General features: G+C 59.2%; 15 protein-coding genes. 5 read left to right on the plus strand and 10 right to left on the minus strand.

Going from position 1 to position 14,945, the window contains the following annotated elements:
- Positions 1-14: 14 nt before the first annotated feature.
- Positions 15-1,001 (minus strand): glutathione S-transferase family protein, encoded by a 987-nt coding sequence (locus ACESMK_RS17060; protein WP_373001325.1) that lies wholly within the window; start codon positions 999-1,001, stop codon positions 15-17.
- A 115-nt stretch (positions 1,002-1,116) separates the two neighbouring features.
- On the opposite strand from ACESMK_RS17060, the gene ACESMK_RS17065 reads away from it, so the two are divergent.
- Together ACESMK_RS17065 and ACESMK_RS17070 are read left to right on the plus strand one after the other, a co-directional pair.
- Positions 1,117-2,028: a LysR family transcriptional regulator gene (locus tag ACESMK_RS17065; RefSeq protein WP_373001327.1), complete on the plus strand. Its 912-nt coding sequence runs from the start codon at positions 1,117-1,119 to the stop codon at positions 2,026-2,028.
- A 116-nt stretch (positions 2,029-2,144) separates the two neighbouring features.
- Entirely contained in the window at positions 2,145-3,674 is a 1,530-nt protein-coding gene (locus ACESMK_RS17070; protein ID WP_373001329.1) for a WS/DGAT/MGAT family O-acyltransferase, read from the plus strand.
- A 34-nt stretch (positions 3,675-3,708) separates the two neighbouring features.
- Here the strand turns inward: ACESMK_RS17070 and ACESMK_RS17075 are convergent, their stop codons facing one another.
- Positions 3,709-4,404 (minus strand): DUF2057 family protein, encoded by a 696-nt coding sequence (locus tag ACESMK_RS17075; RefSeq protein ID WP_373001331.1) that lies wholly within the window; start codon positions 4,402-4,404, stop codon positions 3,709-3,711.
- Between the two features lie 269 nt (positions 4,405-4,673).
- On the opposite strand from ACESMK_RS17075, the gene ACESMK_RS17080 reads away from it, so the two are divergent.
- Positions 4,674-4,877, plus strand: coding sequence for a DUF6316 family protein (locus ACESMK_RS17080; protein WP_064230225.1), 204 nt, complete (start codon positions 4,674-4,676; stop codon positions 4,875-4,877).
- Positions 4,878-4,896: 19 nt separating this feature from the next.
- Here ACESMK_RS17080 and ACESMK_RS17085 read toward each other — a convergent pair whose 3' ends face one another.
- The 8 genes from ACESMK_RS17085 to glyA all read right to left on the minus strand — a co-directional run bounded on the left by ACESMK_RS17085 (position 4,897) and on the right by glyA (position 11,522).
- Positions 4,897-5,424: a phosphatidylglycerophosphatase A gene (locus tag ACESMK_RS17085; RefSeq protein WP_373001333.1), complete on the minus strand. Its 528-nt coding sequence runs from the start codon at positions 5,422-5,424 to the stop codon at positions 4,897-4,899.
- Positions 5,421-6,377, minus strand: coding sequence for a thiamine-phosphate kinase (gene thiL / locus ACESMK_RS17090; protein ID WP_373001335.1), 957 nt, complete (start codon positions 6,375-6,377; stop codon positions 5,421-5,423). The genes ACESMK_RS17085 and thiL overlap by 4 nt, the downstream gene beginning before the upstream one ends.
- 3 nt (positions 6,378-6,380) lie before the next feature.
- Entirely contained in the window at positions 6,381-6,857 is a 477-nt protein-coding gene (gene nusB / locus ACESMK_RS17095) for a transcription antitermination factor NusB (protein WP_373001337.1), read from the minus strand.
- Positions 6,857-7,333 carry a 6,7-dimethyl-8-ribityllumazine synthase gene (ribE, locus tag ACESMK_RS17100; RefSeq protein ID WP_373001339.1) on the minus strand — a complete coding sequence of 159 codons (477 nt, stop codon included), beginning with the start codon at positions 7,331-7,333 and terminating at the stop codon, positions 6,857-6,859. Before ribE ends, nusB begins: the two co-directional genes overlap by 1 nt.
- 47 nt (positions 7,334-7,380) lie before the next feature.
- Entirely contained in the window at positions 7,381-8,496 is a 1,116-nt protein-coding gene (ribBA, locus tag ACESMK_RS17105; RefSeq protein WP_373001341.1) for a bifunctional 3,4-dihydroxy-2-butanone-4-phosphate synthase/GTP cyclohydrolase II, read from the minus strand.
- A gap of 64 nt (positions 8,497-8,560) precedes the next feature.
- Complete coding sequence (ribD, locus tag ACESMK_RS17110) at positions 8,561-9,676, minus strand: bifunctional diaminohydroxyphosphoribosylaminopyrimidine deaminase/5-amino-6-(5-phosphoribosylamino)uracil reductase RibD (RefSeq protein WP_373001343.1); 1,116 nt, start codon at positions 9,674-9,676, stop codon at positions 8,561-8,563.
- On the minus strand, positions 9,673-10,191 hold the full coding sequence (nrdR, locus tag ACESMK_RS17115) for a transcriptional regulator NrdR (RefSeq protein WP_008170769.1): 519 nt from the start codon (positions 10,189-10,191) through the stop codon (positions 9,673-9,675). The genes ribD and nrdR overlap by 4 nt, the downstream gene beginning before the upstream one ends.
- A 77-nt stretch (positions 10,192-10,268) precedes the next feature.
- On the minus strand, positions 10,269-11,522 hold the full coding sequence (glyA, locus tag ACESMK_RS17120) for a serine hydroxymethyltransferase (RefSeq protein WP_373001345.1): 1,254 nt from the start codon (positions 11,520-11,522) through the stop codon (positions 10,269-10,271).
- Positions 11,523-11,900: 378 nt separating this feature from the next.
- Here glyA and ettA point away from each other — a divergent pair, with 378 nt between their 5' ends.
- Together ettA and radA are read left to right on the plus strand one after the other, a co-directional pair.
- Positions 11,901-13,562 (plus strand): energy-dependent translational throttle protein EttA, encoded by a 1,662-nt coding sequence (gene ettA, locus ACESMK_RS17125; RefSeq protein ID WP_373001347.1) that lies wholly within the window; start codon positions 11,901-11,903, stop codon positions 13,560-13,562.
- 121 nt (positions 13,563-13,683) lie between these two features.
- On the plus strand, positions 13,684-14,945 hold a 1,262-nt coding region (radA, locus tag ACESMK_RS17130; protein ID WP_373001349.1), incomplete at its 3' end, for a DNA repair protein RadA.

Genomic DNA, 14,945 nt, shown 5'->3' on the forward strand with positions numbered 1-14,945 from the left:
TAATCCGACACTGGTCACCCCAAGACCTCCCTGCCATGAGGCGATGCAAAATCCAGCGCCGGCCCAACCGGCACGATCTGCGTCGGATTTATGGTTCTCTGGCTCACGTAGTAATGGCGCTTGATCTGATCGATATCCACGGTCTCCGCCACGCCAGGCACCTGGTAGAGATCCCGCACGTAGGCGGAAAGCGCCGGAAAATCACTGATCCGCTGGCGATTGCACTTGAAGTGGCTGTAGTACACCGCATCGAACCGGATCAGCGTGGTGAACAGGCGCCAGTCAGCCTCGGTTAGTTGACCACCCACCAGATAGCGCTGACCAGACAACCGCTCCTCAAGCCAGTCGAGCGAGTCGAACAACGCGTTGTACGCCTCCTCGTATTTGTCCTGAGCCGTGGCAAAACCCGCCTTGTAGACACCATTATTGACCGTGTCATAGACCCGGGCGTTTACCTCATCAATCTCCCCTTGTAGATCACCTGGGTAGAAATCCAGGTCGGCACGAACACCCTCAAGGCCATCAAACGCCGAATTGAACATCCGGATAATCTCGGCAGACTCGTTGCTCGCAATCGTCTGCTTTTCCTTATCCCACAAAGTCGGCACCGTCACCCGACCGGAATACTCAGGGGCGGCCCTGGTATAGACCTGGTGCATGAAACGGAATCCATGGAGATGATCGCGATGCTGCTCGCTGTCGGGCCGAAACTCCCAGCCGTTTTCCACCATATCCGGGTGCACCACTGACACCGAAATGTGCTTCTCCAGCCCCTTGAGCTTCCGGAAAATCAACGTCCGATGCGCCCATGGACACGCCATGGACACATACAGGTGATAACGCCCGGACTCGGCCTTGAAACCACCTTCGCCATCCGGCCCCGGCGAGCCGTCGGCAGTTACCCAGTTCCGGAACCGGGCCGCCTCCCGCTCAAACTTGCCACCGGTCTTGTCGGTGTCGTACCACTGGTCGTGCCATTTGCCGTCAATCAGCAGGCCCATAATACCCTCCCGTTAAATTTCCTGAACATGATGAAATCAATACAGGCAGAATACCGGGGACCCTGCTACGCTCTCAAACAAGCATTTCTGGCCAACAACCTCAGATAATTCGAACATGCATACAGCCATCACCATCGACGCCCTCAAAGTCCTTGATGCCATCGACCGCAAAGGCAGTTTCGCCGGGGCCGCCAACGAACTGTTCCGGGTTCCTTCCGCGATCAGCTACACCGTGCAGAAACTGGAAGAGGACCTGAACGTAGCCATTTACGACCGGACCGGCCACCGCGCGCGACTGACACCGGCCGGCCGGTACCTTCTGGAAGAAGGTCGCACCCTGCTCGAAGCAGCAGAGAACCTCGCGCACACCACCCGCCAGGTGGCCCAGGGCTGGGAGACCCGGTTGCGAATCGGCTTTAACTCCCTGCTGCCGGCGGAATGCCTGTTTCCGGCAATCCAGGAATTCTATGAGCTGGGCGTACCGGTAGATGTGCAAATTGTGGAAGAAGTTTTCGCCGGCACCTGGGATGCGCTGCAAAGCCGCCGGGTGGACCTGATAATCGGCGCCGATAATTTCAGCAAGCCTGCCGGGAACTACACGACAAAGCCCCTCGGCGACATGCCCTTTGTGTTTGCGGTTGCCGCTGACCACCCCCTGGCGGGTGCCGACACGCCGCTTTCCGAGGAAGACATCTCCCGTTATCCCGCAGCCGTCGCTGCAGACACATCCCGGTCCCTGCCCCCGGGCCATGCCGGCATATTCCACCGGCAACGAACACTGACGGTCGCCAACATTGACCAGAAGATCGACATACAGGTGGCAGGCCTGGGCGTTGGATGGCTACCTCGGGCGCGAATCAGCTCGCAACTGGAAAAGGGACAGCTGATCATCAAAGAAGTCCAGGAATCCCGCCAGCCGATAACGCTCCACCTGGCAAGGCATGCCGAGGATCAGGGCAAGGCGTTAATGTGGTTCTGGGAGCGACTGACCCGGGAAGATGCCGTCACAGAATGGCTAACAGGCTGAAAATAAAGAAAATGATATGACTTCAACTGGGAGTGAAGCCAGGCAAATGAGTCAACCGCTTGCCGGGATACTTCGTTTATACTGCAGCTAAAACCAACGCCGAAGGGAGTCCTCTGATGCGGCAGCTGTCGGAACTGGATGCCTCATTTCTGTATCTGGAATCGGAAACAACACCGATGCACATCGGGGGCATCTACCTGTTCGATGCCAGCGAGCGGGAAACCCCTCTGGCCTTCAGCACCTTCGTCGCCTACCTCCGAAGCCGCCTGCATGTGGTACCTGTGTTCCGCCAGCGCCTGAAGGAAATCCCCTTACGCCTGGGCCGGCCTTACTGGATCGATGACCCGGATTTCAGCATTGAACGCCATCTTGCCTACGTCAATCTGGGTGAACACGGTCGCAAGGCAAGCCTGATGACGCTGGCCTCCAGAATCCTGGAGGAACCATTGAAGAGGGACCGCCCCCTATGGCACATCACGTTCGTGGACGGCTTCAAACTGGACGAGGAAGTCGCGGGCAGTGACGGCTTCGCGCTGATCGTCAAATTGCACCACGCCGCCATAGATGCCTTCAGTGGAGAGGAAATCATTGGCAAACTGCTTGAGTACACCCCCGAACCCAGCCCGATCGTACCGCCACGACCCTGGCTGCCCAGGCCAGAACCCTCGGAAGAGCGGGTCGTCCTGCAGGCGGGCGCGAACATACTTCGCACACCGCTACAGTTCACTTCTTTGGCGTTCAATGCGGCCGAAGCAACCGCACGCGGCCTTATCCAGAAACAGTTGCGCAAACTACCGCTTCCTCTGCCGCTGTTTTCGGCGCCGCACAGCCCATTTAATCGCCAGATAACCGCCAACCGCCAGATTATTGCGGCGAGCGTCGAGCTCTCAAGACTGAAAGCCGTCAAGGCATCTCTGGGCGACGTCACCCTGAACGACGTCGTTCTCGGCTTGTGCGCCGAAACGCTGAAACGCTATCTGGTCAGCGAGGGCGCCGATGCCGGAAAGTCCCTGGTGGCAATGACGCCGATTTCGGTGCGTTCCAACAGTCTGCGCAGGGCAACAGGAAACCAGATGTCCGCCATGCTGCTGGATCTCGCGACCGACGAAAGCGATCCCGCCCACCGGATTCGCCGGATTCACTGGAACGCGGTTGCTTCAGAACCCTATCGTGAGGCGATTGCGGCCGACCGGCTAACAGAACTGTTGCCATCTACGATGCTGGCCCTGTCGGCAAGACTTTATTCAGAACTTCAGATTGCCCAGCGCTACCAGCCGGTATTCAACCTGCCCATTACCAACGTGCCAGGCCCCCAGGTGCCGCTGTATCTTCAGGGCGCACGCCTGGCCCAGCAATACAACACCGCGCCACTGTTCGACAGCATGGGGCTTGTTATTGTCGCGGTGAGTTATGAGGGTAGACTGACGCTGAATTTCACGACCTGTCCGGATGTAGTGGCCAATGGGGAATCTCTCCAGACCCACGTCAGCGACAGCCTCAATGCCATCGAAGAAGCTATGCAAAGGCTTGGGACGGATGATGCCAAAGAGCCGATCCCTGCCTCACCTACCCAGACACTCGCAGATGATGCCATGACTGCACTGGAGGGGCTGTTGAAGAAAGCCCTGCGCCGTTTTCGGGCGTAAAGCCGGCTCGAAAACGGCAAAGCCAGGTTTACAATTATTCAAATGCCCAGCGGAGAAACGCCTTTTTCTCGTCGTCGCTCGCCGTTTCCCAGACGGCTTTGAGCTGATCAAGAGCTGTGGTGCCGCTCACCGGAGCGCTGCCAGAGGCGGACTCAGGTATCGGGGTTCGGGAGGCAGTCATCTGTTCTTTCGGATCCCAAACGGTTGAGCTGGCAACAGAGGCCCCCGCCGAAGAGACGATGGCTGCGGAGAATTCCGGCAGTTCTCGCTCTGCTTCCTGACGGGATTCGGGCTGATCAAAGTCAAAGCGGTAAGTTTCTCCGGCTTCAGCGTCAAAGCGAACAACCTGGGGCTCGCTTTCAATCACGTGAACCTTTGATTCTCCGTTTCTGACCACACCACTCTTGGCCCAGATTGTCTTATAGACAAAAACAACCTCGTTATCGCCGGGAAGCAGGGCATAGTCCAGTGCCAGATCGTCCATCAGGAAGTTGGTCATAACGCGACCGTTCACCCGGGTAACCCGAATTTCACCGGGCGCCTCAAGCGTGGCCGCATTGGACGCTGCCTCGGGATTGCCATCCCAGGTTTCCACAACGCTGACACTGGAGGCACATCCCGCCATAGCCATCACCACCACTGCAATCAGTCCGGCGCGAACCCGTGCGACGCCGCTCCAGCAGCCCTGTCTTGTTGACTGGAAAACGCGGATAACGTGAGAAATGTTCATTTAGTCTCCTTGGCATGAGGAAGGAAATGGCGTCAGGCTGGCGCCGTTTTGATAGCATTCTGACGAGTGCATCTGACAAGGGCAAGACAACGGCGGGCTTCGCTGACCCACTCCGCCTTTTTCGACGCTGATCCCGATTGAGACGCAACCCGTAAAATTGTAAAAAAATGTTGAATTCGCCCTGAATTGGGTTAATTTTAAACAGATCGGCAGATATTAACGCGGCGCCCGAAAAGCAAAAACGAAAAGCGGGCAGTACAGGAGACGCCATGGACACCCAACGCAGGACCGGAGAAGAAGGGCCGGTTCCCTTTCGCAGCAGCCGTTTCTTCTGCGTAGGGAGCAAATGGTACTTCACCACCCGGGAAGGGTTCGACAGTGGCCCATTTGCTTCCCGTGAGCGGGCAGAGACCGGTCTGAAGCGGTTTCTGCATGTTGTCCGGATGTTGCCCGAAGAACAACAGCTTCATTGATGAAGCCGTGCTGACACCCTCACACCATGTAGGGCACCAGCCACAGATCTACCGCCCACAAACAGGCCAGGGCCATGAGGCCGGCGATCACATCGTCCACCATAATCCCCAGCCCGCCCGGCAGGTGTTGGTCGAGCCAGCTGATGGGCCAGGGTTTGGCGATGTCGAACAGCCGGAACAGAGCGAAGGCGCCCAATACTCCGTATATATTGCCGGGGAACAGACCAAGGGCGATCCACATGCCAACGAATTCGTCCCAGACAATGCCCCCATGGTCGTGGACCTTGAGGTCTTCGGCTGTCTTCCCACACAGCCAGATGCCCACGACAAAAGCGACGAGGACCACCAGCCAATAGCCGATGGGCGGTAACCAGGCGAAACTGTACCAGAGCGGGATGGCTGCCAGGCTCCCCCAGGTACCGGGTGCCCTCGCCGTTGCGCCGCTGCCAAAACCAAAAGCGAGCAGGTGCACCGGGTTGCGCAAGAATCCCGGTGGTAGTATTACCGCAGGCGCTTCCGGTTCCCGAACCTGCTCTTCCGGATTCATGAATGTCTCCTGAAATGATCAAACCCCGCTGGCACAGCTTCCAGGCGGCAATCGACCCCATCAAGATACAGGCCCGGCTCGGCTTCGACAAAGCCAATCACCGTAAGTTGACTCTTCAGCGATTCCGGGGCGCGTTCCCAGTTTTCCGGTGAGAAACACAGACAAAGTTCGTAATCGTCCCCGGACCGCAATGCGTAGTCCACCGCCATATCGCCCTTGAGCCGAGTCAGAGCAGGAGAGAGAGGCAATCGGGCGCTCTCGACCCGGCCACCGACCTCCGAAGCCGCAAGAATGTGCCCCAGATCAGCCAGCAAACCATCAGAGATATCAATCGCCGCGTTGGCATATTGGCGTACAGCCCGCGCCAGGTCCAGTCTGGGCCAGGGGCGATGGTAATGCTCCAGCACAGCGAGCATGTCCGCGGAGGGGTTTGGGTCCGGGAGATAATCGAGGGCCGCACCGGCGTTACCCAAGGTTCCTGACACAGCAATCAGGTCGCCGGGCCGGGCGCCGGAGCGTCGAATACCGCTCCCCTGCTCCACAGTGCCATGTACCTGCAGGCTCAGGGTGAGCGGTCCGGAAGTGGTATCCCCGCCAGCCAGTTCGAGACCGAACGCGTCGCTGGCGCTTTTCAGCCCGCAAGCAAAGCCCTCAAGCCACAACTCGTCAACGACAGGCAGCGTAAGCGCGAGTGTAAAACATTCCGGATCGGCGCCCATAGCGGCCAGGTCACTGGCTGCCACAGCGAGAGCACGCCACCCCAGGTGATCCGGGCGATAGTTTCGGGGAAAGTGGACGCCCTCAACGAGGGTATCGACGGAAAAGACAAGATCCCTGCCAGAGGGAATCCGCTGAATCGCACAGTCATCCCCGGGCCCCAGAATCAAGGAGCGGGGTTTCTGCCGCCCGGCGAGCGGCAGAAAGTAACGCCGAATCAGCTCGAACTCACCCATAGGCTAGCGGGAGCGTGTCTCGGCGAGGCGGAGTCGGCCGCTCAGCTTGTCGAGAATACTGTTGACGAATTTATGGCCTTCGGTGCCACCGAAGCGCTTGGCCATTTCGATGCCCTCATTGATAACCACTTTGTAGGGCACATCAAGTCGATGCTTAAGCTCATAGGCTCCCAGACGGACAATGGCCAGCTCCACGGGGTCAACCTCGTTGATCGGCCGATCCAGGAACGGCTCGATCAGCTTGTCCAGCTCTCCCTGTTCCCGATGGACGCCACGAAGCAGGTCGCGGAAATACAGTTGGTCCACCTTGCTCATGTCATTGTCGACCATGAACTCGGCCTCAATGTCGGAGATCGCCGTCTTGCTGAAATGGCGCTGATAGAGCCCCTGCATGGCCAAAGCCCTGGCACGGCGTCGATCACCGGCTTTCGGTTGGCCGGACGGGGCCGGGTGCGGTGATGTACCTTCAGTTTCGCTCATTACTCACCCAGCTTCTTGAAAAGGCTGACCATTTCAAGGGCGGTGATAGCGGCTTCCGCACCTTTATTGCCGGCCTTGGTGCCTGAGCGCTCGATGGCCTGTTCGATGGAATCCACCGTCAACACACCAAAAGTCACCGGCACATCGGTATCAAGGCTGACCGCACCAAGGCCACTGGATGCCTCGCCGGCAACGTATTCGAAATGGGGCGTGCCACCACGGATAACGGCGCCCAGGGCGATAATGGCGTCGTACTCGCCGGTTTCGGCGACGCGTTTGACAGCCAGGGGCATTTCATAGGCGCCCGGTACACGAACGATGGTGACGTTGTCATCGGAAATACCGTGACGGCGCAGTGTATCCAGCGCACCTTCAACCAGACTCTCTACAACAAAACCATTGAAACGGCCAACGACCAGCGCATAGCGCCCGCTGCATTCGGTAAAATCACCTTCAATTACTCTGATATCTGCCATGGATGGCTCCTTCACGTGTCGCGGCACCAGGGCCACGACCGGGTTTATCATTCAGGGGTGTAGGGAACGTATTCAACGACTTCCAGATCGAAACCGGAAATGGCCGAGAACTTGATCGGCGGGCTCAGCAGGCGCATCTTGCCGACACCGATATCCCGGAGAATCTGGGAGCCGGTACCGACAGTAAAGTAGACGCCGGAGCTGCCCTTCCCGGAAGACCCCTGCCCTTCATCGAAAAATTCGTGAATACGGTCTTCCAGGTTGTAGCTGTCCTCGGCACTGTTCAGCAGAACAACAACACCCTTGCCTTCCGCTGCCACCTTTTCCAGAGCGTGATGCAGAGGCCAGCTCCGGGAATCCTTGCGGCGGGCACCCAGAAGATCCCGAAGGGTATCGGTGATGTGAACACGTACAAAGGCCGGTTCGTCGGGAGAAATATCCCCCATCACCATGGCCAGATGAGTCGCGCCCTGGATGTTGTCCCGGTAGGTCCGGAGTTTGAAAACCCCGTACTCGGTGTCCAGATCGTTCTCTTCCACACACTCAACGGTACGCTCGTTCATGGTGCGGTAATGGATCAGGTCGGCGATGGTGCCGATCTTGAGATCGTGCTCTTCGGCAAACCGTTCAAGATCCTCCCGGCGGGCCATTGAGCCATCGTCATTCATGATCTCGCAGATCACACCGGCGGGCTCGCAACCAGCCAGTGCCGCAAGATCGCAGGATGCTTCGGTGTGCCCGGCGCGGCTCAGCACTCCGCCCGGATCAGACATCAGCGGGAAAATATGCCCGGGCTGGACCAGATCACTGGCCTTGGCATTGCGGGCCACCGCCGCCTGCACAGTACGGGCGCGATCCGCGGCCGAGATGCCAGTCGTTACGCCTACAGCGGCTTCAATGGAAAGCGTAAACTTGGTTCCAAAGCCGGAGGCGTTCTGCTGAACCATCAGCGGCAATCCCAGTTGCTCGCAGCGATCCCGGGTCATGGGCATGCAGATAAGGCCACGGCCAAACCGGGCCATGAAGTTAATGGCTTCGGCCGTGCAATGCTCAGCAGCCATCACGAGATCGCCCTCATTCTCGCGATCCTCGTCATCCATCAGTATGACCATTTTACCCTGACGGATATCTTCGATGATGTCTTCAATGCTGTTCAGTGCCATATGGTTTTGCACCCTTGCGGTGTGCCGGCGACAGTTGGCAGCCGGGACACCCTGAGTTTATGGATTACTGGCGAACGAGAATCAGGCGCTGATCCTCACCCACCTGACGTCGGTCCAGCACCTTCCATTGTACTTTATCTGCCATGGTTTCCAGTGGCAGGTGTGCGGTAGGCCGCCCGGTACTTCCCAGGAATACCGGCGCCTGGTAGAGCCAGAGTTCATCGACCAGGTTTTCGCTAATGAAGGTGCCAGCCAGAGTCGGCCCCGCCTCAACCAGCAGCTCGTTGATCCCGAGCTCACCCAACGCGTCCAACAGTTCGGCCAGATCAATACCGTTGTCTTTCCAGGCGACGCCGGTCAGGCTGATGCCCAGTGCTGCCAGGTCCTGGGCCGGCGCAGTCGCCAGCGTTGACGACGCGCAGAAGACCTGAACATTGCCGCCCTGCAGGATCTTCGCCGTAGCGGGCGTTCGCGCGTCCCGGTCGGCAATCACCCGCAGCGGCTGCCTGGATGGCTCCGTGGCATCGCCGATATCCCCCAGCTCTTCGCGTCGGACTGTCAGTGACGGGTCGTCGGCGAGCACCGTGCCTACACCGGTCAGGATGGCATCACTGATCGCTCTCAGACGCTGGACATCCTGACGGGCCTCTGCACCGGTTATCCACTGGCTCTCGCCGGAGGCCATAGCAGTACGACCATCCAGGCTCGCCGCCATTTTCAGCCGCACCCAGGGTCGGCCGGTGTTCATGCGCTTCATGAACCCCGGATTCAGGCGGGTAGCTTCTTCCGCCAGCAGGCCCTCGGTAACCCGCACGCCCGCCTCCCTCAGCATATCCAGCCCCCGGCCAGACACCGAGGGATTCGGATCCTTGGTCGCGGCGTAGACATGCGCAACGCCAGCATCAATCAGGGCCCTGGCGCAGGGCGGCGTGCGGCCAAAATGGCTGCACGGCTCAAGTGTTACATACGCCGTCGCGCCCCGGGCATCGGGCCCCGCCTGACTCAGGGCACGGGTCTCGGCGTGGGCTTCTCCGGCACGCTCATGCCAGCCCTCACCGAGTATCAGATCGCCGCGGGCAATGACACAGCCGACCCGGGGATTAGGATGGGTAGAGTACCGACCGCGCCAGGCAAGCTGGACAGCCCGCGCCATCATGGCCCTGTCGCGGTTTTCGATCATGCCTTTCCTTTCGGAGCGTGGTTGTCGGCCAGCGCCTTGGCAACATCAACCGCCGCCTCGCCGTTGCTTGCCGACAGTCTCTCGATCTCTTCCTTGAACTCGTTGATGTCCTGGAAGCTGCGATACACCGACGCGAAGCGGACATAGGCGACCTTGTCCAACTGGCGCAATTCGGTCATTACCTCCTCGCCCAGTTGCATGGACTTCACTTCCCGCTCGCCGGTCGCCCGCAAACGGTATTTGATCCGGTTCAGGGCCGCATCAATCTGCTCAATGCTTACCGGTCGCTTTTCGAGCGCTTTCATCAGGCCCGCGCGCAGCTTTTCCTCATCGAACGGCTGTCGGGTGCCATCCTGTTTGACCACTCGCGGCATCACCAGCTCGGCAGACTCGAAGGTCGTAAAACGCTCCCGGCAGGACAGGCATTCCCTGCGGCGACGCACCTGATCACCCTCGGCCACCAGCCGGGAGTCGATCACCTTGGTATCTGCTTCACCACAGAAGGGACAATGCATAATCAGGAACTCCGGAGAGGAAGCCGGGCCGGCTGGTCGGCCCGGCGGGTCATGCCTGTAGTCTAGCTATAAATCGATCAGCCGTAGACAGGGAAACGGGCGCAGAGCGCACTCACCTGCTCGCGAACCCGGCTGTTTACCGAGTCATCTTCCAGATTATCCAGAATGTCGCAGATCCAGCCAGCCAGATCGCGACACTCGGACTCACCGAAACCGCGGGTGGTGATTGCAGGGGTACCGATACGCAGACCGGAAGTGACGAACGGAGACCGGGGATCGTTGGGGACTGCATTCTTGTTCACGGTAATATGGGCACGGCCCAGTGCCGCATCGGCGTCTTTACCCGTAATGTCCTGCTTGATCAGGCTAACCAGGAACAGATGGTTCTTGGTGCCACCGGAGACCACGTCGTAGCCGCGATCGACGAACACCTGAGCCATGGCGGAGGCGTTCTTCACAACCTGCTGCTGGTAGGTCTTGAACTCGTCGCTCATGGCTTCCTTGAAGCACACGGCCTTGGCCGCAATCACGTGCATCAACGGACCGCCCTGACCACCCGGGAAGACGGCAGAGTTCAGTTTCTTCTGAAGATCGGCATCGTCACAGGCCAGGATCAGACCACCACGGGGACCGCGCAGGGTCTTGTGGGTAGTGGTTGCAATCACGTGGGCGTGGGGAACCGGATCCGGATAAACGCCGGCGGCAACGAGACCAGCCACATGAGCCATATCCACAAACAGGTAGGCGCCAACCTTGTCGGCAATCTCACGGAAGCGGGCAAAATCCAGCTCCTGTGAGTAGGCTGAGAAGCCGGCAATAATCATTTTCGGCTTGTGCTCAACCGCCAGGGCTTCCACTTCGTCGTAATCAATCAGGCCGGTTTCCGGATTCAGGCCGTACTGCACCGCGTGATAGATCTTGCCGGAGAAGTTCACACTGGCACCGTGGGTCAGGTGACCACCGTGCGCCAGGCTCATACCGAGCACCGTATCACCGGGCTTGAGCAGTGCCATGAACACGGCAGAGTTGGCCTGGGAGCCGGAGTGCGGCTGAACGTTGGCATAGGCAGCACCAAACAGTTCCTTGGCTCGCTCAATCGCCAGATCTTCGGCAATGTCCACGAACTCGCAGCCGCCGTAGTAGCGCTTGCCCGGATAGCCTTCCGCGTACTTATTGGTCAGCACGCTGCCCTGGGCTTCCATCACCCGGGGGCTGGTGTAGTTCTCGGACGCAATCAGCTCGATGTGAGCCTCCTGGCGCTTCTCTTCCGCCTGCATGGCGTTCCAGAGTTCGTCGTCAAAGCCGGCGATTTTCATTTCACGATTAAACATGGATGCGCTGCCCCTGTGTGCTTGGCTGGCCCGGAGAGCTTTGGCGATCTCCGCAGGCTCCCTGAAAAATTGGGCCGCTATTCTATCTTACAAACGGGTGAAAAATCACCCTTTATACCGTCCGCAGATACCGGCATGCGGCCAACTCCGGTTTCTGCTCAATTGCTATCACCGGTAGGTTTCGATACCTTACCGGATCAATAGCAATCAGTCCGATCAAGGGCGGCGGGGCTGGCCTTCCGGGATCGTCAAAATCAGGGATGATTTTGTCGAGCGTACATGGACGTATTCACAGCGTATCCCGGAAGGCCAGCCCCGCCGCCCGAGCCATCAGTTTCCGAATTCACGAACCTGTTTTACAAAGAGGTTTACGCCAACATGGCCCAATACGTTTACACCATGAACCGCGTGGGCAAGGTGGTCCCGCCCAAGCGCGAGATTCTGAAAGACATTTCCCTGAGCTTCTTTCCCGGCGCCAAGATCGGCGTTCTGGGCCTTAACGGTGCCGGTAAATCCACCCTGCTCCGCATTATGGCGGGCGTAGACCAGGATTACATCGGTGAAGCTCGCCCGCAGCCCGGCATCAACGTGGGCTACCTGCCCCAGGAGCCGGAGCTGGACGAAGAGAAAACCGTCAAGGAGATCGTCGACGAGGCGGTTTCCGGCGTCCATGACGCCCTGGCCGAACTGGACCAGGTGTACGCAGCCTACGCCGAACCGGATGCCGATTTTGACGCCCTGGCCAAGAAGCAGGGCGAACTGGAAGCCTTTATCCAGGCCACCGATGGCCACGATATTGAGCGCAAGATGGAAGTGGCCGCGGACGCCCTGCGCCTTCCACCCTGGGATCAGAAAGTCAGCGTTCTTTCCGGTGGTGAGCGCCGCCGGGTGGCCTTGTGCCGTTTGCTGCTGTCCGGCCCGGACATGCTGCTACTGGACGAGCCTACCAACCATCTGGATGCCGAATCCGTGGCCTGGCTCGAGCGCTTCCTGCATGACTACGAAGGTACCGTAGTCGCCATCACCCACGACCGGTACTTCCTCGACAACGTCGCCGGCTGGATCCTGGAACTGGACCGTGGCCACGGCATTCCGTTTGAAGGCAACTACAGCCAGTGGCTGGAGAACAAGGAAAAACGCCTGGAGATGGAATCCAAACAGGAAGCTTCTCACCAGAAAGCCATCAAACAGGAGCTGGAGTGGGTTCGCAGCAATGCCAAGGGCCGTCAGTCCAAGAGCAAGGCCCGCCTGGCCCGCTTTGAAGAGATGAGCTCCCAGGAATTCCAGAAGCGCAACGAAACCAACGAGCTGTACATCCCGCCCGGACCACGGTTGGGCAACAAGGTGATCGAGGTGGACGGCATCAGCAAGTCCTTCGGTGACCGCCTGCTCTATGAGGACGTGTCCTTCAGCGTACCGCCCGGTGCCATCGTGGGCATTATCGGTGGTAACGGTGCCGGTAAATCCACCCTGTTCAAGATGATTGCCGGTTTCGACAAGCCCGACTCCGGTGACATTACCGTCGGCGAAACCGTGGAACTGGCCTACGTGGACCAGATGCGTGATCTGGACGGCAGCAAAACCGTCTGGGAAGAACTCTCCGACGGCAACGACATCATCAAGGTTGGCAATTACGAGACACCGTCCCGGGCCTACGTGGGCCGTTTCAACTTCAAAGGCAGCGACCAGCAAAAGCGGGTTGGTGACCTGTCCGGCGGTGAGCGTAACCGCCTGCACCTGGCCAAGTTGCTCAAACAGGGCGGCAACGTGCTGCTGCTGGATGAGCCCACCAACGATCTGGATGTGGAAACTCTCCGGGCCCTGGAAGAAGCCCTGCTGAACTTCCCCGGCTCTGCCCTGGTGATCTCACACGATCGCTGGTTCCTCGACCGCGTAGCCAGCCATATTCTGGCGTTCGAAGATGATGGCGAGGTGGTGTACTTCGAGGGTAACTTCACGGAGTACGATGAGGACTTCAAGAAGCGCAAGGGCGATTCAGCCATGCAGCCCAAGCGCATGAAGTACAAGAAGCTCGCGTAAGACCCTGTGTCGGATTACGGCCCTGTGGGCCTAATCCGACCTACAAGGACCCGAACCAGACCGTAGGTCGGATTAGGCCCACAGGGCCGTAATCCGACAAACAACCAGGCAATCACCCTTCATGGCAAAAGCAAAAACCGCCTACGTTTGCACCGAATGCGGTGCAGACTATTCCAAATGGCAGGGCCAGTGCACGGCGTGCCAGGCCTGGAACACCATCAGCGAAGTCCGCGGCGTCAGCAGCAACAACAAAGGCGCCCGCGGTGCCAGGTTTGAGGGATTTGCCGGCAGCCTATCCGAGGTTCAGAGTCTGGACGACGTCAGCCTGGCGGAGCAGCCCCGCATCAGCTCCGGTATGCAGGAGTTCGATCGGGTCCTGGGCGGCGGCCTGGTCGAAGGCTCTGCCGTGCTTATGGGCGGCCATCCGGGTGCCGGCAAGAGCACCCTTCTGCTTCAGGCCGTCTGTCACCTGGCCGCCAGCGTCCCTGCGCTTTACGTTACCGGTGAGGAATCGTTGCAGCAGGTCGCCATGCGCGCCAAACGGCTGGGTCTGCCGACCAAAGATTTGAAGATGCTGTCGGAAACCAGTGTCGAGCGAGTCATGCAGGTGGCTGAGGCGGAAAAACCCCGGATTCTGGTGGTAGACAGTATTCAGGTGATGCATGTGGCGGAGATTGAATCGGCCCCCGGCAGTGTCTCCCAGGTTCGCGAAAGCGCCGCCTACCTGACCCGGTTCGCCAAGCAGACCGGCACCATCCTGTTCCTGGTTGGCCACGTCACCAAAGACGGCAGCCTGGCTGGCCCGAAAGTCCTGGAACACATGATTGACTGCTCGATTCTGCTGGAAGGCTCCAGCGACAGCCGTTATCGAACCCTTCGGGGGATCAAGAACCGGTTTGGCGCGGTCAATGAGCTGGGCGTATTTGCCATGCTCGAGCAGGGCCTGAAGGAAGTGAAGAATCCCAGCGCTATCTTCCTGAACCGCGGTGAAGACGCGGCCCCGGGGAGTGTTGTGATGGTGGTCTGGGAAGGCACTCGCCCCATGCTGGTGGAAATCCAGGCCCTGGTGGATATGGCCCAGGGCGGCTACCCCAGACGGGTTGCGGTTGGCCTTGACCAGAACCGGCTGGCCATGCTCCTTGCCGTACTGCACCGCCATGGCGGCATGCATGTGTCTGACCAGGATGTGTTCGTGAACGTGGTTGGTGGCGTCAAGGTCAACGAAACCAGTGCCGACCTTGCGCTGTTGGCCGCCATCGTTTCCTCCTTCCGCGACCGCGCCCTGCCCCAGGACCTGGTGATCTTCGGCGAAGTCGGCCTCTCCGGCGAGATCCGCCCGGTACCCAGCGGCCAGGAACGAATCTACGAAGCCGCCAAGCACGG

The organism is Marinobacter sp. (assembly GCF_041687235.1).
Taxonomy (GTDB): Bacteria; Pseudomonadota; Gammaproteobacteria; order Pseudomonadales; family Oleiphilaceae; genus Marinobacter.